General features: G+C 45.0%; 20 protein-coding genes. 18 read left to right on the forward strand and 2 right to left on the reverse strand.

Annotated elements, in window-relative coordinates; translation table 11 throughout:
• Positions 1-168 precede the first annotated feature (168 nt).
• Positions 169-1,131 carry a nuclease-related domain-containing protein gene (locus D4N35_RS13480; RefSeq protein WP_120074524.1) on the forward strand — a complete coding sequence of 321 codons (963 nt, stop codon included), beginning with the start codon at positions 169-171 and terminating at the stop codon, positions 1,129-1,131.
• Between the two features lie 184 nt (positions 1,132-1,315).
• Here the strand turns inward: D4N35_RS13480 and D4N35_RS13485 are convergent, their stop codons facing one another.
• Both D4N35_RS13485 and D4N35_RS13490 read right to left on the reverse strand, forming a co-directional pair.
• On the reverse strand, positions 1,316-1,660 hold the full coding sequence (locus D4N35_RS13485; RefSeq protein WP_120074526.1) for a spore coat protein: 345 nt from the start codon (positions 1,658-1,660) through the stop codon (positions 1,316-1,318).
• A 22-nt stretch (positions 1,661-1,682) separates the two neighbouring features.
• Positions 1,683-1,946, reverse strand: coding sequence for a hypothetical protein (locus D4N35_RS13490; protein ID WP_120074528.1), 264 nt, complete (start codon positions 1,944-1,946; stop codon positions 1,683-1,685).
• 143 nt (positions 1,947-2,089) lie between these two features.
• Between D4N35_RS13490 and D4N35_RS13495 the strand changes: the two genes are divergently transcribed.
• The 17 genes from D4N35_RS13495 to D4N35_RS13575 all read left to right on the forward strand — a co-directional run bounded on the left by D4N35_RS13495 (position 2,090) and on the right by D4N35_RS13575 (position 19,774).
• Positions 2,090-3,007 carry a proline dehydrogenase family protein gene (locus D4N35_RS13495; protein WP_120074530.1) on the forward strand — a complete coding sequence of 306 codons (918 nt, stop codon included), beginning with the start codon at positions 2,090-2,092 and terminating at the stop codon, positions 3,005-3,007.
• A gap of 138 nt (positions 3,008-3,145) precedes the next feature.
• Positions 3,146-5,548, forward strand: coding sequence for a 3-hydroxyacyl-CoA dehydrogenase/enoyl-CoA hydratase family protein (locus D4N35_RS13500; RefSeq protein WP_430722750.1), 2,403 nt, complete (start codon positions 3,146-3,148; stop codon positions 5,546-5,548).
• 33 nt (positions 5,549-5,581) lie between these two features.
• Positions 5,582-6,757 carry an acetyl-CoA C-acetyltransferase gene (locus tag D4N35_RS13505; RefSeq protein WP_120074534.1) on the forward strand — a complete coding sequence of 392 codons (1,176 nt, stop codon included), beginning with the start codon at positions 5,582-5,584 and terminating at the stop codon, positions 6,755-6,757.
• A 16-nt stretch (positions 6,758-6,773) separates the two neighbouring features.
• The gene (locus tag D4N35_RS13510) at positions 6,774-8,558 is read left to right on the forward strand and encodes an acyl-CoA dehydrogenase FadE (protein ID WP_120074536.1); all 1,785 of its coding nucleotides are present in this window, start codon (positions 6,774-6,776) and stop codon (positions 8,556-8,558) included.
• A gap of 287 nt (positions 8,559-8,845) precedes the next feature.
• Complete coding sequence (locus D4N35_RS13515) at positions 8,846-9,670, forward strand: MotA/TolQ/ExbB proton channel family protein (RefSeq protein WP_235870393.1); 825 nt, start codon at positions 8,846-8,848, stop codon at positions 9,668-9,670.
• Entirely contained in the window at positions 9,657-10,412 is a 756-nt protein-coding gene (locus D4N35_RS13520) for an OmpA family protein (RefSeq protein WP_120074538.1), read from the forward strand. Before D4N35_RS13515 ends, D4N35_RS13520 begins: the two co-directional genes overlap by 14 nt.
• Positions 10,413-10,678: 266 nt before the next feature.
• Positions 10,679-11,044, forward strand: coding sequence for an arsenate reductase family protein (locus D4N35_RS13525; protein ID WP_120074541.1), 366 nt, complete (start codon positions 10,679-10,681; stop codon positions 11,042-11,044).
• Between the two features lie 70 nt (positions 11,045-11,114).
• The gene (gene gcvH / locus D4N35_RS13530; protein WP_120074543.1) at positions 11,115-11,498 is read left to right on the forward strand and encodes a glycine cleavage system protein GcvH; all 384 of its coding nucleotides are present in this window, start codon (positions 11,115-11,117) and stop codon (positions 11,496-11,498) included.
• A 158-nt stretch (positions 11,499-11,656) separates the two neighbouring features.
• On the forward strand, positions 11,657-12,010 hold the full coding sequence (locus tag D4N35_RS13535) for a toprim domain-containing protein (RefSeq protein WP_120074545.1): 354 nt from the start codon (positions 11,657-11,659) through the stop codon (positions 12,008-12,010).
• A gap of 8 nt (positions 12,011-12,018) precedes the next feature.
• Positions 12,019-12,336: a thioredoxin family protein gene (locus D4N35_RS13540; RefSeq protein ID WP_120074547.1), complete on the forward strand. Its 318-nt coding sequence runs from the start codon at positions 12,019-12,021 to the stop codon at positions 12,334-12,336.
• A 123-nt stretch (positions 12,337-12,459) separates the two neighbouring features.
• Entirely contained in the window at positions 12,460-12,618 is a 159-nt protein-coding gene (locus D4N35_RS18735; protein WP_483409538.1) for a YuzK family famiily protein, read from the forward strand.
• Between the two features lie 191 nt (positions 12,619-12,809).
• The gene (gene sufC, locus D4N35_RS13545; RefSeq protein ID WP_120074550.1) at positions 12,810-13,592 is read left to right on the forward strand and encodes a Fe-S cluster assembly ATPase SufC; all 783 of its coding nucleotides are present in this window, start codon (positions 12,810-12,812) and stop codon (positions 13,590-13,592) included.
• Between the two features lie 17 nt (positions 13,593-13,609).
• Positions 13,610-14,920: a Fe-S cluster assembly protein SufD gene (sufD, locus tag D4N35_RS13550; RefSeq protein WP_120074552.1), complete on the forward strand. Its 1,311-nt coding sequence runs from the start codon at positions 13,610-13,612 to the stop codon at positions 14,918-14,920.
• The gene (locus D4N35_RS13555) at positions 14,920-16,149 is read left to right on the forward strand and encodes a cysteine desulfurase (RefSeq protein ID WP_120074554.1); all 1,230 of its coding nucleotides are present in this window, start codon (positions 14,920-14,922) and stop codon (positions 16,147-16,149) included. Before sufD ends, D4N35_RS13555 begins: the two co-directional genes overlap by 1 nt.
• A complete protein-coding gene (sufU, locus tag D4N35_RS13560) occupies positions 16,139-16,576 on the forward strand; it encodes a Fe-S cluster assembly sulfur transfer protein SufU (RefSeq protein ID WP_120074556.1) in 438 nt (145 codons plus the stop codon). Before D4N35_RS13555 ends, sufU begins: the two co-directional genes overlap by 11 nt.
• A gap of 20 nt (positions 16,577-16,596) precedes the next feature.
• Positions 16,597-17,997, forward strand: coding sequence for a Fe-S cluster assembly protein SufB (gene sufB, locus D4N35_RS13565; RefSeq protein ID WP_120074558.1), 1,401 nt, complete (start codon positions 16,597-16,599; stop codon positions 17,995-17,997).
• 934 nt (positions 17,998-18,931) lie between these two features.
• Positions 18,932-19,774 carry a DUF72 domain-containing protein gene (locus D4N35_RS13575; RefSeq protein WP_120074562.1) on the forward strand — a complete coding sequence of 281 codons (843 nt, stop codon included), beginning with the start codon at positions 18,932-18,934 and terminating at the stop codon, positions 19,772-19,774.
• The last annotated feature ends 5 nt before the right edge of the window (positions 19,775-19,779 follow it).

Below are 19,779 nucleotides of genomic sequence, written 5' to 3' on the forward strand. Positions count from 1 at the left end.
GTGCAATGAATAATCAATTTCGTGCAATCCAACCTAAAATTTTACAATAATGGGCTTAAACGTAAAAAGCAGATCATTAAGGTCTGCTTTTTTCTATAAACTTGTAAAAGAAGGATTTTGTTAGAAAATGTAGAATTTCATTTTAATTACTATAAAGGGGTTGTATCAATGATTGTAAAAAAGAAAATTGTTCCTATCCTTATCCGGAGGCTGGAGGCCCTAAACCGAAGACTTCCAGAGACGAATCTGAAGAGATTGACTGTTATAAAGGATTTGAATATTAGGAAGGCCGGACATAAAGGAGAGCACTCAATTGATTACCACTTAAGTTTTCTCGAGGAAAAGCGATACCATATTCTTCATGACTTAAGATTGTTGAACCATTTCGGATTAGATTACTTCCAACTTGATAATGTCATTATATCTACTTCTTTTATTACCTTAATTGACGTGAAGAATTATAAAGGAATCATCCAGTTTGATGATCAGTATCATCAGTTGATACAAATAGCAGACGGGAAAAAAAGAGCGCTGGAAGATCCTATTCCACAAATAAGAAGGCAGAAACTGCAATTAAAGAAATGGCTGCATTCCCATCGTTTCCCCGATATTCCCATCGAGCCTCTGATTGTGATCAGCAATCCATCCACTATTATTGAAACAACAGGTCATTCCACCTACTTTAAATATATTACCCACAGTATTAATCTACCGTTTCAAATCAAATCTTTCGAGGAAAAACATCCGGTAGAGGTATTTACACAAAAAGACTTATACAGACTGGGAAATGTGCTAATGAAAAAAGACAACCCCCTCGACTACAATGTACTTGATTATTATGGTATCCATCCGGATGAATTGATAAGAGGCGTACACTGTCCCAAATGTTTTGCCATTCCAATGAAACGGGGTCATGGTAGGTGGATATGCCTGGATTGTGAGTTTGCTTCTGCAGATGCCCATATTTATTCCATTCAAGATTATAAATTACTTTTTGGTCATATAATCACAAACGAAATGCTCCGTAAATTCCTTCTCTTGGAAAATTCCCGCACGATTGCGACCAATATTTTAAAATCGATGAATCTTCGTCATACTGGAGAGACGAAAGGAAGGATATATTTTCTCTGAAAAAGGCATTCGTGCAATTCTGTTCAAGAATCGTGCAATTAACAGGTAGATTCGTGCAATTCCCAAGTGAATTCGTGCAATTCCTGCTCAGATTCGTGCAATTCCACCCAAAGTTCGTGCAATGGACCCACCCTTTATCATAAAATGGCTAAAAGCAGACCCTTCAGGGCCTGCTTTTGCCAGTTTATTGAACTCCGCCATACGGAAATTGGTTGGAATATCCGGCGTGCTGCTGGTAAGATTGCTGGATCTTCTGCTCGCTTTCCGCATCAAAGGAGTACCAGCCGTTTTTGAACATGTGTTCAAACAGGCTGCGCTGCGCATGCTGCGTTTCGTTGAAAATGGTAAGCAGATCATCATAGAGATGCTGGTGGCTTGCTTCGTGAAGAGCAACCGCGTAGCTGTTTGTCATGTATTTTTCCGTTGCCAGCATGTCGTTCATAAAATCACGGTCATTCATCTGCGGCGTCTTTGGAACTTGCATCGACGGGTTCTGGATTTTTTGTCCCGGTTGGTTTTGGTTATTCATGTAAGTTGCGGTCTCCTTTCTATTACATGATTTGGTTGTTCTGCTGCTTTTCCTGCAAGTGGGCAAGCAGCATTTCGTAATGGCGCTGGTGCATTTGTCCGCATTTTTCGATTTCCGTTTTGATGGCCTGGTCCTGGCACTGCCCCGCAAAAAAATGTGCTTTTTTCATTGCCAGCAGGTTCCACGCCAGCATATCATTGATGTAAGAGAGATCTTTTGTTGTAATGACGTGCGGCGGTTGCGGCATGATCGGCTGCTGCTGATTCGGCATTTGCTGATTTTGCATATCTTTCCCTCCTTGATCTTTACAAAATAGCTTGCGTGCACGTATGATTTTTATTCATGAAAATGGTAAACAACAAAACTGAAAAGTGATACGATACAGGAAAGCGGTTACATTCAGAATTGCATTCCTAGGAGGCATCATTCATGGAAAATGTAATGCGCAATTTCTTTTTGTTTTTATCAAAAAATAAATTTCTTACAAGGTCGGCAAAAAAATACGGTCTTCGCTTCGGAGCTGCAAGGTTTGTCGCCGGTGAAACCATCGAACAGGCGGCTGCCGTTATCAGGGATCTGAATGAAAAAGGGTTGAAGGCCACGATTGATTACCTGGGGGAATTCGTTGACAACAAAAAGGAAGCAGATCAAATGGCGGACAATTGCATCAATGCAATCGAGGCGATCGGGCGGGAGAAGCTTGATTCGCAAATATCTCTTAAGCTGACATCGATGGGGATGGATATTTCCGATGACATTGTCATGGCCAACATGAAAAGAATCATGGAAGCGGCGAAAGAGAATCATGTCTTTGTCACCATTGACATGGAAGATTATGAACGGTGTGAAAAGACCCTCCAGATTTTCAAGCAGCTCAGGCTTGAGTATGACAATATCGGAACGGTCATCCAGGCGTATCTTTTCCGGACACTCCAGGATATGAAGGACCTGGATGAGTACGCGCCCAGCCTGCGACTCGTCAAAGGAGCCTATAAGGAGTCTTCCGAAGTAGCATTTCCTGACAAAGCGGATGTGGATGAGAATTATAAAAAAATCATCCAAATGCATCTTTTGCATGGACATTATACGGCTGTTGCCACACATGATGATGCGATCATCGAATTCACGAAGCAATTCGTGAAAGACAACAACATATCCAATGATCAGTTCGAGTTTCAAATGCTGTACGGCATCCGGCCGGAACGCCAATTGGAGCTTGCCAAACAAGGCTATACGATGCGGGTCTATGTTCCGTACGGAACTGACTGGTACGGCTATTTTATGCGGCGGCTTGCCGAACGGCCGGCCAATGTCTCATTTGTATTAAAAGGATTGCTTAAAAAATGATGCCAATATATTTTTCGAACTTTTAATTAGAAATGATTGCGCAAATTTTACAATTCCGTTATATTAGTAGTTAACGAGACTCATTTCATACATGAGATTTTTTTTAAAAACAAAATGAATGAGTGTTCATTCAAAGTTATGAAGGAGGAAATTGCATTGTCATTTCGAATTCGAAAGGCGGCAGTCCTTGGTTCAGGAGTCATGGGCTCCGGCATAGCTGCGCACTTGGCCAACGTTGGGATCCCAACCCTGCTTCTGGATATTGTTCCAAAGGAGCTGACGGAAAAAGAAAAGGCAAAGGGCCTGACACTGGAAGACAGAGAGGTGCGGAACAGGAATACGGCAGAAGCTTTGAAAAAACTGTTGAAGCAAAAGCCTGCTCCTCTTACAAGCAAGAAAAATCTGAACCTGATCACAGCCGGAAATCTGGAAGATGACTTAGACAAACTGAAAGATGTGGATTGGATCATTGAAGTGGTAGTGGAAAACCTTGAAGTGAAAAAGAAAGTGTTTGAACAGGTTGACCAATACAGGAAAGCAGGATCAATCATCAGCTCCAACACATCAGGAATATCTGTGGAAGCGATGTCAGAAGGAAGGTCCGATGATTTCCAGAAACATTTCCTTGGGACACACTTTTTCAATCCGCCGCGCTATTTGAAGCTGTTGGAAGTCATCCCGACAAAAAAGACTGAGCCTGAAGTGCTCGAGTTTATGAAAAAATTCGGGGAAGATGTACTGGGCAAGGGGGTCGTTGTTGCCAAAGACACACCGAATTTTATCGCAAACCGCATCGGGACGTACGGCCTTCTCATAGCTGTCAGAGAAATGTTGAAAGGCGGATACAGCATTGGTGAAGTGGATTCCATCACGGGAACGTTGATCGGAAGGCCGAAAAGCGCCACGTTCAGGACGCTCGATGTTGTCGGTCTTGATACTTTCATCCATGTCGCCAACAACGTGTACGAACTGGTGGACGGCGAGGAGAAGGAAGTATTTGAGGTTCCTGATTTTATGAACAAAATGCTTGAAAAAGGCTGGCTTGGCAGCAAATCCGGGCAGGGCTTTTATATGAAAAAGGGCAAGGAGATCCTGCAGCTCAATCCGGAAACGTTCGAATATGAACCGCGGAAGAAGTTCAAAACACCAGGACTTGAAATGGCAAAGCAGGAAAAGGGAATAAAGCGGAAAATGAAAGCGCTTATGTATTCGGACGACCCGGCAGGGAAGCTGCTCTGGAAGATGACGGCTCCGGTGCTGGCAATTTCGGCGGAACTGCTCGGAGAAATTGCGGACGATATCGTCGCGATTGACCGGGCGATGAAATGGGGGTTCGGATGGGAACTCGGGCCTTTTGAAATGTGGGATGCCATCGGAGTGGAGAGTTCTGTCGCCAAAATGGAGGAGGAAGGCATCAAGATTCCTGGCTGGGTAAAGGAAATGCTGGATAGCGGCCATACTTCTTTTTATCAAGAAAACGACGGAATCGAATACTATTTTTCCAACGGTGAATATAAAGAAATTCCTAAAAATCCTAAAGTGATAGATTTGAAGCTTTTGAAAAAACAGGGGAAAGTGTTAAAGAAAAATTCAGGAGCAAGTGTAATTGATGTCGGAGATGGGGTGCTTCTTCTTGAATTTCATTCCAAAAGCAACGCAATCGGATTTGATATCATTCAAATGCTCAATTATGCGATCGAAGAAACTGAAAGGAACTATAAGGGCCTCATCATCGGAAATCAGGGAAAAAACTTCTGCGTAGGAGCAAATATTGCCTTGATTTTAATGGCAGCCCAGGACGATGACATTTTCGAAGCCGATATGATCGTCCGCCAGTTCCAGCAGGCGATGATGAAAATTAAATACAGCGAAAAGCCGGTTGTAGCGGCGCCATTCGGCATGACGCTCGGCGGGGGAGCAGAGGTCTGCCTGCCTTCTGCACATATCCAGGCATCCATGGAAACGTATATGGGTCTTGTGGAAACAGGCGTTGGACTCATTCCGGGCGGAGGCGGAAATAAAGAGCTTTATATTAAAACACTAAAGAGCATGGCTGATGGTGTGGAGTTTGATTTGCAGCAAGTGGCGAATAAGGTGTTTGAAACGGTCGCCATGGCGAAAGTATCCACTTCAGCGGAAGAAGCGGTGGAAAATAACTTTTTGAATCAGGCGGACGGCATATCTGTCAATGGAGACCATCTCATTTATGATGCGAAACAGGCTGTTTTGGCCTTATATGAACAAGGATATAAACCGCCGGCCAGAGAAAAGATCCCAGTTACAGGAGAGACAGGATACGCGGCCTTGCTGCTGGGTGCGGAAGCCATGAAGCTGTCAGGCTATATTTCCGAGCATGATATGAAAATAGCGAAGAAATTGGCATATGTGATTGCGGGCGGCAAAGTGCCGTATGGAACTGAAGTAGATGAGCAATATTTGCTGGACCTTGAAAGGGAAGCTTTCTTAAGCCTTGCGGCAGAGCCGAAATCACAGCAGCGCATGCAGCATATGCTTGTCAAAGGGAAACCATTGAGAAACTGACCAAAGTTTACTAGGAAATGAGGAGGATCATTTATGCGTGAAGCGGTCATTGTGGCCGGTGCCAGGACGCCGGTCGGCAAAGCAAAAAAAGGGACGCTCGCCCATACGCGTCCGGATGATCTGGGGGCGCTGGTCGTAAAAGAAACTTTGAAGCGGGCAGGCGATTATGAAGGAAACATCGATGATATCATAATTGGCTGCGCCGTCCCGGAAGCCGAGCAGGGGTTGAACATGGCACGGAATATCGGGGGGCTTGCGGGTCTGTCCGATGATGTCCCGGGTATTACGATCAACCGGTTTTGTTCCTCGGGTTTGCAGTCGATAGCATATGCCGCCGAGAGGATCATGGTTGGATCTTCAGACACAATCATTGCCGGGGGCGCTGAATCGATGAGTCTTGTACCGATGACAGGGCATGTCATCAGGCCGAATCTGCAGCTCGTGGAATCAGCCCCTGAATATTATATGAGCATGGGGCATACAGCCGAAGAGGTCGCAAGGAAATTCGGTGTATCAAGGGAAGACCAGGATGCTTTTGCGGTACGGAGCCATCAAAAAGCGGCAAAGGCCATTGCCGAAGGGAAATTCGATGATGAGATCGTTCCGGTAGATGTGGTTGCAAGAACGGTGGGCCCAGATAATAAGTTAAAAGAAAAGCATATTCAATTTTCCCGGGACGAGGGAGTCCGTCCGGATACGAATATGGAAGTACTGTCAAAGCTTCGCCCGGCGTTCTCTGTCACGGGCTCGGTCACGGCAGGAAATTCCTCACAAACGAGTGACGGAGCTGCCGCGGTCATGGTGATGGACCGGGAGAAAGCGTATTCTATCGGGCTTGAGCCGATGTTAAAATTCCGTTCGTTTGCCGTTGCGGGAGTGGCGCCGGAGATCATGGGTGTGGGGCCGGTTGCAGCTATACCGAAGGCATTGGGAATTGCAGGACTCGAGTTGTCTGATATCGGCCTGTTTGAATTGAATGAAGCATTTGCATCCCAGGCGATCCAGGTGATACGGGAATTGGGGCTTGATGAAGAAATTGTCAACGTAAACGGGGGAGCCATTGCGCTTGGCCATCCGCTCGGATGCACAGGTGCGAAACTGACCTTGACGCTCGCCCATGAAATGAAGCGGCGGCAGGTGCAGTTCGGAGTCGTCACAATGTGTATCGGCGGCGGTATGGGAGCGGCTGGTGTGTTTGAACTTTTATAAAATGGAGGAATGAGCGATGTCTAAAGAAACTGAAAAACTCATTAAAGGCGGGGCATTTTTAATCGAGGATATTTCTGCTGATCAAATGTTCACTCCGGAAGACTATACTGATGAGCAAAAAATGATTGCGAAAACAACGGATGATTTTGTTACAAACGAAGTAATGCCGCAAGTGGAGCATCTGGAAAATCATGAATTTGACCGCTCGGTCAAACTGTTGAAAGAAGCCGGGGAGCTTGGACTATTGGGAGCCGATGTTCCGGAGGAATATGGAGGCTTGGCACTTGATAAGGTCAGCTCCGCCCTCATTGCGGAAAGAATGGCAAAAGCCGGGGGTTTTTCAATTTCCCATGGCGCGCATGTCGGAATCGGATCGCTTCCCATTGTGTTGTTCGGGACGGATGAGCAGAAACAGAAATATTTGCCGTCTTTGGCAACCGGCGAACTGCTTGCCGCATACGCGTTGACCGAGCCGGGATCTGGATCGGATGCATTAGGGGCAAAAACAACGGCCAAGCTGAATGAAGCGGGAACCCATTATATTTTAAATGGAGAAAAACAATGGATTACGAACTCGGCATTTGCAGACGTATTCATCGTCTATGCAAAAGTGGACGGGGAGCATTTTTCCGCATTCATTGTTGAAAGGGAATATCCGGGAGTATCGACCGGTCCGGAAGAAAAGAAAATGGGGATCAAGAGCTCTTCGACCCGTACCCTCATTTTGGAGGATGCCGAAGTTCCTGTTGAAAATCTGCTCGGAGAAATAGGGAAGGGCCACCGGATCGCTTTCAATATTTTAAATATCGGCCGCTATAAGCTGGGGGTAGGTGCCGTTGGTGCTTCCAAACGGGCCCTTGAGATCACTTTGGAATATGCCAACCAGCGGAAACAATTCAAGACACCGATTTCCCAGTTTAATTTGACAAAAGAAAAATTCGGGACGTTGGGAGCGGAAATCTATGCTGCAGAAAGCTCAGTCTATCGGACGGTCGGCCTGTTTGAAGAAAGAATGAGCCGGCTCAGTGGCGAAGAGATCAAAGATGGGACGGAAGTGGCGAAATCAATCGCGGAGTATGCCATTGAATGCTCGTTGAATAAGTTTTTCGGAACGGAAGTCCTTGACCATGTTGTCGATGAAGGTGTGCAAATCCACGGCGGATATGGCTTTATGGAAGAATATGAGATTGAAAGGGCGTACCGCGATTCGAGAATCAACCGGATTTTTGAGGGAACAAACGAAATCAACCGGCTACTTGTCCCGGGAACCTATTTGCGCAAAGCATTCAAGGGGGAACTGCCGCTCCTTGAAAAGGCACAAACGCTTCAGGAAGAGCTGATGATGCTCATACCGGAAGAACCCGGCAATGAACCGCTCGCCCAGGAAAAACAATTGACTGGCGGTACGAAGAAAGCAGCACTCATGATTGCGGGGCTTGCTGCCCAAAAGTACGGAAAAGCATTGGAAAATGAACAGGAAATCTTGTCCAGGATTGCTGACATTGTATCGCTTGCCTATGCAATGGAATCTGTGGTCCTTAGAACAGAAAAAGCCATTAACCGCAGCGGTCTGGAAAAAAACAAGCAGAAACTGCTTTATACAGAGATTTTCTGCCAGGATTCCATCGTGAAGGTGGAACAATTGGCGAGAGAAAGCCTCGCTGCAATCGAGGAAGGAGATACCTTCCGCATGATGAACTCCGCCCTTCGCAGGTTGACGCGCCACACGCCAATCAACGTCATTGCGAAAAAGCGGGAGGCTGCCGAACAGTTGATCGCAGCGGAAAAATATGTAGTTTGATAAAAAGGGAACGAGCAGGCCCTGAGGCTTGCTCGTTTTTGATTTGGATCTAATGGGACTCGTGCAATTCCAATGCTAATAATGGTGCAACCCGTGCAATTCTGATCCGGATTCGTGCAATTAAGCATGCGATTCATGCAATTACAGCCAGGATTCGCGCAATTAAAATAACCCCGCGCCATCCCCGAACGAACCCCTCCGCCACTCGCTCATTCTCCCCTGTTAAAAATATTTTCCGCAAACCGATATTAAGGATAGTGGCATTACAGAAAGAAGGTGCATCATCTGTGTTCAGGAAGGATATACTGACACCCATTGGAATTATATTAGGTTTTGCGGTGATATTTTTTGCCATCTACCTTGCAGGGGGCTATGACAGCTTTTTAGTCTTTATCAGCTTTTCCTCCTTCATCATAGTTTTTGGAGGGTTGTTTGCTTCATTATTTGTAGGTTTTGGTGCGAAGGAAGTAGGCAGTATGTTAAAAGTATTACATACAACCTTCAGGCGCAAAGAAGTGCCGATCCAGGATTTCATCAACAATCTAGTACAACTGGCAAGGACTTCAAGGATTGATGGGATGATTAAGGGGCTTGAAAGGGAGCGGGAAAGGACGTCTGATCCGTTCATTCAAAAAGGTCTCCGCCTTGTCATTGATGGGTATGAAGAAGATATGATACGGAAAATTATGGAGATGGACATCCGGGCCATGGAAAAAAGGCATGCCCGCGGCCAGCAGCTGATTACGAAAGCCGGTGAGCTGTCGCCGGCTTGGGGAATGATTGGAACCATCGTGGGACTGGTCCTTATGCTCCAGCAGCTTGACAATCCGGGGGAATTGGGACCGGCGATCGCCGTGGCGTTGATTACAACATTTTATGGAGTGATTACGGCAAATCTTGTATTTATTCCGATCGCCAACAAGCTGGTTCTTCTGACGGAAGAGGAAGTCTTTTTAAAAGAGGTCGTCATTGATGCGCTGATCAGTATACGGAACAACGAAGGGCCTACAATCTTAAAGGACAAATTGCAAATGTTCCTGACGGAAAGCAGTACACAGGAGCCTATGATTATCGATGATTATGCAGGAGAAGGCGCACATGAACAGAAATAAGTTTGAGGTGCCGAGAACAAGCCAGCCGTGGCTTGTCACTTTTGCCGATTTGCTGATGGTTATATTGATTCTCTTCGTATTGTTGTACTCTTATTCGGATACAGATTTTAAATCTGCTACGAATTCCTTTCAAAATCACAATCGGGGCTCGGCACCTGAAGGGGGCGGAGCGGGCGGTGGCGAAGAAAAGTCTTCAGATGATGAAAAAGATTCAAACGAAAGCGAAAAGACTGTTCCAAAGGAATATGAAGATCAGCTGGAAGAAATGATAAAACGGGAAAAACATATCAAAGAAATTTTAGATTATGTAAAAACGTACGCCGTCGAACATGATTTGGAAGATAAGATGACAGTGACTCCAACAGAAAAAGGAATCGAAGTCGTACTCCCGGAAATCATGCTTTTCCCTTCGGGTAAAGCTGATCTGATAAAAGAAGCAGAGCTGTTTTTGAATGATATGGCGCCGCTGTTGGCGGAGATTTCCAATATCATTGAAATTGAAGGGCATACGGATAACCGTCCGATTTCTACCGAGCGCTTCCCTTCCAACTGGGATTTGTCCACGGCAAGGGCCAATGTTGTTATCCGTTATTTGACTGAAGAGCATAAGCTTGATGCCGGGCGCTTCAAAGCTGTGGGTTACGGTGAATATCAGCCAATCTCTTCGAATGATACTGATGAAGGGAGAAGCAAAAACCGCCGCGTCGTTCTAATCATATCGAATGAGAATTTCCCCAAATAGGATTATTTTAGAAAAGGTTTTTTGCAAGAGATGTCGAATATAGGGATTATAGTGAAGTATGATTTTTAAGAAAAGCGCAAGCGCCTTGCTCAGCCCCGACAAGCACAAGACGATTCCCGAGGAGGCAGTTCTTCAGCCACCACAGGGAAGCGGCTTGTGACCTCGAGGGGCTAGGCGCTGGAGCTGGACAAAGTATAGCTTCTTTTGAATAAATTTTTTCTTAGCAAGTTATACTTTTATCATTTTATAAAAAGGAGGGTGATTGAATGCCGCTTGACGTATATTCATATCCGCGCTGCGGAACTTGCCGCAAAGCAAAGAAATGGCTGGATGATCATGATGTGGATTATAATGAGATACATATCGTAGAAGAGCCGCCGTCAAAAGATAAGCTGAAAGATTTATATGAAAAAAGTGGATTGGAATTGAAGAAGTTCTTCAATACAAGCGGTCAAAAGTACAGGGAGCTCGGTTTAAAAGACAAAGTCAAAGAGGCCCCGGAAGAAGAGCTGCTTGAAATACTTGCATCAGACGGAATGCTGATCAAACGCCCGATTGTCACAGACGGACAGAAAGTTACAGTCGGTTTTAAAGAAGAAACGTTTGATGAAGTATGGAATAAAGGGAAGTAAGAGCGTTTTCTTGCTTTCAAAATGCTCTTTATGTACATTAAAATGAGAAAAAGATGATGGAGGGATTTGTATGAACACACCGGCAGAGTTACGTTATTCGGAAGAACATGAATGGGTAAAAGAAGAAGGGGAAAAAGTGCGGATCGGAATTACCGATTTCGCTCAATCTGAGCTTGGAGATATCGTATTTGTTGAACTTCCTGAAGTTGGAGATGAAATTACGGCGGACGAGCCTTTCGGCAGCGTTGAATCAGTTAAAACTGTTTCCGAATTGTATGCGCCGGTCAGCGGAAAAGTTGTTGAAGTAAACGAAGATCTCGAAGACAGCCCGGAGTTTGTCAACGAATCTCCATATGAAAAAGCATGGATGATCGTAGTAGAGCCTTCAGATACAAGCGAATTTGACAACTTGATGTCTGCAGAAGACTATGTAAAAATGACAAGCGAAGAATAAAAAGAAAAGCGGAAGGCGGCTGCCGCCTGAGGCTGGACAAAAGAAAAGCAGAGGGCTCCAATGCGCCCGAAGCCAGATTAATATCATAAAATGCGCCTTGGATTTCAGTTCCCAAGGTGCATTTTTTTCCAAAGATGATAAAAGCGGGGTCGCAGACAATGAATCCACAATCAAATATCGCCATTATCGTCGAGGGGCTGTCCGACAAGAAAGAAATTATGAAGGTAGTCAGGGAGCCTGTTGAAATCATTTGTACGAACGGGACGATCGGCCTGTCAAAATTGGATGAACTCGTAGAGGAACTGGAAGGAAGGGACGTATTCATTCTGGTTGATTCGGACGCTTCCGGGGACAAACTCCGCAAGCAATTGAAGCGCGAATTCCCATTAGCCCGGAATCTATACATTGACCGCAAATTTAAAGAAGTGGCAACCGCCCCATTGGAGCACCTCGCACAAATTTTATTAAGAGCCCGAATTGATGTCCATGCCCAGTATCTTCATAAAGGATGAATTGTTTCATGGAAGAATGTAATAAATCAGATATCATCGACATCATGTCCAGGCAGGAATCTGCCTTCATTTACTTTTATACACCCTTGTGCGGGACTTGCCAGGTGGCAGGGCGTATGCTGGATATTGTGGAAAAAATGACCGGAGTGGCATTTGCAAAAGCCGATTTGAATTATATGCCAGATTTGGCCATGGAGTTAAAAATTGAAAGTGTCCCTTGTCTTTTAATCCTCCAGGATGGTTTGCCGGCAGAGAAAGTTTATGCTTTCCGGTCTGTTCCCAACATGCTTGGAATCGTGCAAAAGTACCTTGGCAAAGGCCAATAATTCAAATTCCATGTTTAATGTTGAATCTTTAGGGAAAACGATTGGTGTGCGCAAAAGGCGTCCACGAAAAAACGAAAGGAATGGTTTTTTATCAATCCCCTAAAGATTCAGTACACAAATGATATGGAAAAAGCACTTCACGGAGCCCACGGAATCGGTTACGAAACGTACAGGCGAGATTGCGAAAAAAGAATCGAGATTGAAAAAAGGCGTGAAGAAGAGTACGTGGAGTCGCAGATAGTGGCAGCGAACATAGGTGGAGGCCTTTCGTCAGGAGCATAATATTATCAGGCCGATCTGTTGAAAATATACAGATCGGCCTTTTATATTTGAGAAAGTTCTCAAATATAATAAGGGATAATTCAATCCGGGCGTGCGCTTGTTGATAATTATTTTAAAATGCGATAAGATGATAACTGAGAAACAAATGATAAAGAGAGAACATATATTTTCTATATTTGGAGGTAATGAGGATGGCTTCAACGTTGACAATCAAAGATCTTAATGTGTCTATCGACGATAAAGAGATCTTAAAAGGTGTAAACATTAATATAAATGGTGGAGAAATCCACGCCGTCATGGGTCCCAACGGAACAGGGAAATCCACTTTAGCCTCAGCTATCATGGGACATCCAAGATATCAAGTGACAAGCGGAAGCATTATGCTTGACGGGCAAGATGTCCTTGACATGGAAGTGGATGAGCGTGCAAAAGCCGGGCTGTTTTCAGCTATGCAATATCCGAGTGAAATCAGCGGGGTAACGAACGCGGAATTTCTTCGTACGGCAATCAACGCACGCCGCGAAGAAGGCAAAGAAATCTCCTTGATGAAATTCATCAAGCAAATGGACAAGCAAATGGAACTGCTTGAAATGGACCCGAATATGGCTCAGCGCTATTTGAATGAAGGATTTTCAGGCGGGGAAAAGAAACGCAACGAGATTCTTCAATTATTAATGCTTAAACCGAAATTTGCAATCCTGGATGAAATTGACTCAGGTCTTGATATAGATGCATTAAAAGTAGTTTCCAAAGGAATTAACGAAATGAGAGGCAGCGATTTTGGATGCCTCATTATCACCCACTACCAACGGCTTCTCAACTACATCACACCGGACTTTGTACATGTCATGATGCAAGGCCGTATCGTAAAATCAGGCGGCCCTGAACTTGCGCAGCGCCTGGAAGCGGAAGGCTATGACTGGGTTAAGGAAGAGCTTGGAATCGAAGATGAGACTGTTGGCCAAGAAGCATAAGTGGTAGGGGGATTGAAATGACAATTGATACGAAAATGACTATAGATCAAGAGTACATTCGTTCTTTTTCTAGCAAAAACGATGAGCCGGAATGGTTTGCAGAATTAAGGATCCAAGCGTTGGAAAAGGCCGAAGGCCTGCCAATGCCCAAACCGGACAAAACAAGGATCACAAATTGGAATTTCACCGAGTTCGCCAAACATGGAGCTGAAGGCAGCACGTTTGAAACGCTGGCTGATTTGCCGGAAGCTGCCAAGTCAGTTGTTCATGTGGATGAAGCTGGCCAGAACTTGTATATTCAACATAATCAGAAGCCGGCTTATTTTTCTCTGTCTGATGAGTTGAAGAAGCAGGGGGTCATTTTTACTGACCTGTTTACAGCTCTGCGCGAGCATGGAGATCTTGTAAAAAAATATTTCATGACGGATGCGGTGAAGGTCGAAGAACATAAACTGACGGCTTTTCACGCTGCCCTTGTCAACGGTGGAGCGTTCTTATATGTTCCTAAAAATGTGGAAGTGAAGGAGCCTATTCAGGCTGTTTATCTATTTGATGACAAAGAAGCGGCAATGTTCAATCACGTCATTGTCGTAGCGGATGACAACAGTTCCGTTACTTATGTAGAAAATTATTTGTCAACGGATGAAGAAGTGAACGGCATTGTCAACATCGTGTCTGAAGTGTTTGCCAATCAGAACGCGAAAGTAGCGTATGGCGCAGTAGATACGATTGCCGAAGGTTCTACTGTTTATGTGAACCGCAGAGGCATTACCGGACGCGATGCCGAATTGGATTGGGCGCTCGGCATGATGAACGATGGGAATACCATTGCTGAGAACACGACAAACCTGATTGGGCAAGGCTCAAAAGCGGACGCGAAGACAGTAGTCGTCGGAAGGGGAAAACAGACCCAAAACTTTACGACAAGCGTCGTTCACTTTGGCAGAAACACAGAAGGTTTCATATTAAACCACGGAGTTATGAAGGATGCGGCAACTTCCATCTTCAACGGAATCGGAAAGATTGAAAAAGGCGCATCGAAAGCGAATGCCGAACAGGAATCACGCGTATTAATGTTAAGTGAAAAAGCAAGAGGGGATGCCAATCCGATCCTGCTTATTGATGAAGACGATGTAATGGCGGGACATGCGGCGTCTGTCGGACGTGTCGATCCAATCCAGCTCTTTTACATGATGAGCCGCGGCATTTCCAAAACAGATGCAGAGCGTCTTATCATCCATGGTTTCCTTGCACCTGTTGTGGAAAAACTCCCTATCGAAGCTGTAAAAAGCCAATTGACAGAAATCATCGAAAGGAAAGTGCGATAATGAAAGCGAGCGACGTACGGAAACAGTTTCCCATTCTTGATCAAGAAGTAAATGGACATCCGCTCGTATACCTGGACAGTGCGGCGACTTCACAGAAGCCTGTCCAGGTCATTGAAGCCCTCGATGAATATTACAGGGGATACAACTCTAATGTTCACCGGGGAGTTCATACACTCGGTACAAGAGCTACGGATAAATATGAGGGAGCCAGGGAAAAGGCAAGACGTTTCATCAATGCTTCTTCCACTGAAGAAATCATTTTTACCCGAGGCACAACAACAGCGATCAACACGGTTGCGGCGAGCTACGGCCGGGCAAATGTAAACAAGGGCGATGAAATCGTCATTACTTACATGGAGCACCACAGCAATATCATTCCCTGGCAGCAGCTCGCGAAGGAAAAAGGTGCGGAGCTCAAGTTTATTCCAATGCATGAAGATGGCTCCATCAATATGGAAGAAGCGAAAAACACAATTACGGACAAGACGAAGATCGTCTCAACCGCGCATATTTCCAATGTCCTTGGGGTTATCAACCCGATCAAGGAACTGGCTGCTATTGCACACAGCTTTGGTGCGGTGATGGTCGTTGACGGAGCCCAGGGCGCTCCCCATATGAAGGTGGATGTCAGGGACCTTGATTGCGATTTTTACGCTTTCTCAGGCCATAAAATGTGTGCTCCGACCGGCATTGGAGTATTGTATGGGAAGAAAGAGCATTTGGAAAAGATGGAACCGATCGAATTTGGCGGCGAAATGATTGATTTCGTTGGGTTGTATGATTCCACATGGAAGGAGCTTCCTTGGAAGTTTGAAGGGGGTACTCCAATTATTGCAGGAGCCATCGGGCTCGGGGCTGCCATTGATTTCTTAAACGAAATCGGTCCTGAAGCCATTTTGGAGCATGAACATAAATTGGCTGCCTATGCTCTTGAAAAAATGTCTGAGATTGAAAATCTGACGATCTATGGGCCGCTTGAAGCAGAAAAGCGCGCCGGTGTCATCACGTTCAACATCGAAGGCGTCCACCCTCATGATGTTGCAACTGTCCTTGATGCTGAAGGCATTGCGGTACGGGCTGGGCATCATTGCGCACAGCCGCTCATGAAATGGCTGGATGTATCGGCAACAGCTAGGGCAAGCTTTTATATATATAACACCGAACAAGACATTGACAGACTTGTTGAAGGCCTTGTTAAAACGAAGGAGTATTTCACGAATGTCTTTTAATAATCTTGACAATCTCTATCGGCAAGTGATCATGGATCATTATAAAAACCCGCGGAACAAGGGAAGTCTGGGAGACGGGAGCCTGACTGTCGATATGAACAACCCTACCTGCGGGGACAGGATCCATTTGACGATGAATGTAGAAGACGGAAAAGTGACGGATGCCAAGTTTGAAGGGGAAGGCTGCTCCATTTCAATGGCTTCTGCCTCCATGATGACCCAGGCAGTCATCGGACAGGATACGGGAACAGCACTGAAGCTTTCGGAAATATTTTCAGAAATGGTCCAAGGGAAAGACTTTGACGACGAGGATTTGGATCTTGGCGATATAGAGGCGTTGCAGGGAGTATCCAAGTTTCCGGCGCGGATCAAATGTGCGACATTGGCATGGAAAGCGTTGGAAAAAGGAATTAAGGAACACCATTAGAAGAATGGAGGAATGGATGAATGGCTAAAAATGCACCTCAAATAGGCGGCGAATATAAATACGGCTTTAGGGACAAAGACGTTTCCATTTACCGTTCAGAGCGCGGATTGACACGTGAAATTGTTGAGGAAATTTCAAAGATGAAAAAGGAGCCCCAGTGGATGCTTGATTTCCGCCTGAAATCACTTGAGCATTTTTACAAAATGCCGATGCCGCAGTGGGGCGGGGATTTGAATTCCCTTAACTTTGATGAAATCAGATACTATGTAAAACCGTCCGAGCATACGGAGCGTTCATGGGATGAAGTGCCGGAAGAAATTAAACAGACTTTTGACAAGCTCGGTATTCCTGAAGCGGAACAAAAATGGCTTGCAGGGGTTTCCGCCCAGTACGAATCAGAAGTCGTTTACCACAACATGAAAGAAGATCTTGAGAATATGGGGATCGTCTTTAAGGATACGGATTCCGCTTTACAGGAAAACGAAGAAATCTTCAAGGAGCACTGGGCAACAGTGATTCCTCCAACCGACAATAAATTTGCCGCATTGAATTCGGCAGTCTGGTCCGGGGGATCATTCATCTACGTCCCGCCTGGAGTAAAAGTGGATACGCCGCTTCAAGCCTATTTCCGGATCAATTCAGAAAACATGGGGCAGTTTGAGCGTACGCTGATCATCGTCGACGAAGGTGCACACGTTCACTATGTTGAAGGCTGTACAGCGCCAACTTATACAACAAACTCGCTTCACAGTGCAGTTGTTGAAATCATCGTCAAAAAAGATGCTTACTGCCGCTATACAACGATCCAAAATTGGGCGAACAACGTATACAATCTTGTAACGAAGCGTGCGGTTTGCCATGAGCGGGCTACAATGGAATGGATCGACGGCAACTTCGGTTCAAAATTGACGATGAAATATCCTGCTGTCATTTTGAAAGGTGAAGGAGCCAGAGGTTTGACGCTTTCCATCGCGATGGCTGGTAAAGGACAGCATCAGGACTCGGGTGCGAAAATGATGCACTTGGCTCCGAATACGACGTCCTCCATCGTTTCCAAATCCATGTCACAGCATGGCGGAAAAGTGACGTACCGCGGAATCGTCCACTTCGGCCGCAAAGCCGACGGTGCGCGTTCAAACATTGAATGTGACACAATGATTCTGGACGACAAATCGACATCAGATACAATTCCTTACAATGAAATTTTAAATGACAACATTTCTTTAGAGCACGAAGCAAAAGTTTCCAAAGTCTCTGAGGAGCAGCTCTTCTACTTGATGAGCCGCGGAATCAGCGAGCAGGAAGCAGTAGAAATGATCGTCATGGGCTTCATCGAGCCATTTACAAAAGAACTTCCGATGGAATACGCGGTTGAAATGAACAGGTTGATTAAGTTTGAGATGGAAGGTAGTATCGGCTAGGGGTATATCAATGATTAAACGGTATCTAATCGCGATATGATACACGTTTGATACCGTTTAATCAAATATACGCATCACTTCATGCTTGAGGCAGTGACTATAATGATAAGGAGTTAGTCCACCGAAAATATAATCATCTTCATTGAATCCGTATATTTTTTCTGCGGATTCTTTTTTTATTTTCTGTCGGCATTTTATGGACCAAATTAGGAGCAAATTAGGAGTCGGAATGACCGCTTCACTTGCTTTTGTCTTTACGGCGGTTTCTTCCCTTTTATTGATGTTCCAAGCTTTTTGATGTCCAAGCTTTGTTTATCTTGCTTGCTATCAAGGTGGTATTCTTAGCCCACTTGCCACACTATTTTCCGAATACCCAATAAATGTATGGCATCTTTAAGGAGTTTACCAGCAACGAAACGGCGGTCTATGCCTTACAATTTCATTTCTAATAACAGGTCTATGAATGTGTTTAGGTACATCTACAATGTGTAGACGATTAACATGAACAACTGGATGGATGATTGGTTGTGGACGGTGAACAAAACGATTATGGACCCTGTATCTTGGAGGACAATGGATTGGTCTATTATGAGGAAACATTTATTTTACACCTCCCTTATACTTATTAGTCATTAAATGTTTCATTGTCTCTTTTTGAAACGGACAAATATATCACTATGGACACAGATAGGTTAAAAATGGTTCATGAACTAAGAAATGAAAATTGCAATTAAGCTATTTTATTGCGCAGTACGGGAGCGGTGTGGGGAGTAGGTTATGTGAAATTAAAAGAAGAGATATGATTTATTTGAACATAACACATTATCCGTCCCGGGATAATCCGGACGGTTTTTTAAATTCTCCCAAAGGGAATATAATGGATAATATTATTAATGAATTTCTAATCATGCTACACTGAAAGCAGGTGATGTACATGATTTATATTGGGGTGACCGGATGGGGAGACCATGACATTTACCCGAAGGGAATGGCTTCACGCGATAAATTAAAGGAATATGCGGCACACTTTCTGACTGTGGAAGTGGATGCGTCCTTTTATGCAGTTCAGCCTGCCCGCAATGTGGAGAAATGGGTCAATGACACGCCTGCTGATTTTCGCTTTGTCGTTAAGGCCTATCAGGGCATGACAGGACATCAGCGGGGAGAAATCCCGTTTTCTTCAAAAGAGGAAATGTTTGAAGCGTTTAAGGAATCGCTTGCGCCGTATAGGGAGAGCGGCAAGCTTGCGATGGTCCTTTTTCAATTTCCGCCGTGGTTTGATTGCCGGAAGGAAAACGTCGCTTATTTGCGGTATTGCCGTGAGAAAATGACTGGATACCCGGTTGCGCTTGAGTTTCGAAACCAGTCTTGGTTTTCGTCCAGTTTCCGTTCACAAACCTTAAGGTTCATGGAAGCCGAAGAGTGGATCCACAGTATCTGTGATGAGCCGCAGGCGGGGGAAGGATCAGTTCCGACAGTCCTCAAGGCTACCGATAAGAAGAAGACACTTGTCCGCATGCACGGAAGGAATACCGCTGCATGGATGAAGCCGGGCGGGAAATATTGGCGGAAGGTCCGCTATTTATATTGCTACAACCAAGAGGAATTGCTCGAATGGAAGCAAAATATCCTGAAGCTGCAAAAGCAATCGAAGGACATCTATGTTCTGTTCAATAATAATTCCGGCGGAGATGCTGCCGGGAATGCAAAGGATTTTATTCAATTGATGGACATAGAATATAAAGGACTTGCTGCCAAACAGCTGGATTTGTTCTGACTGAT

Origin of the sequence: Siminovitchia fortis, from assembly GCF_003605365.2 — a bacterium.
In the GTDB taxonomy this organism is placed as follows: Bacteria; Bacillota; Bacilli; order Bacillales; family Bacillaceae_C; genus Siminovitchia; species Siminovitchia fortis.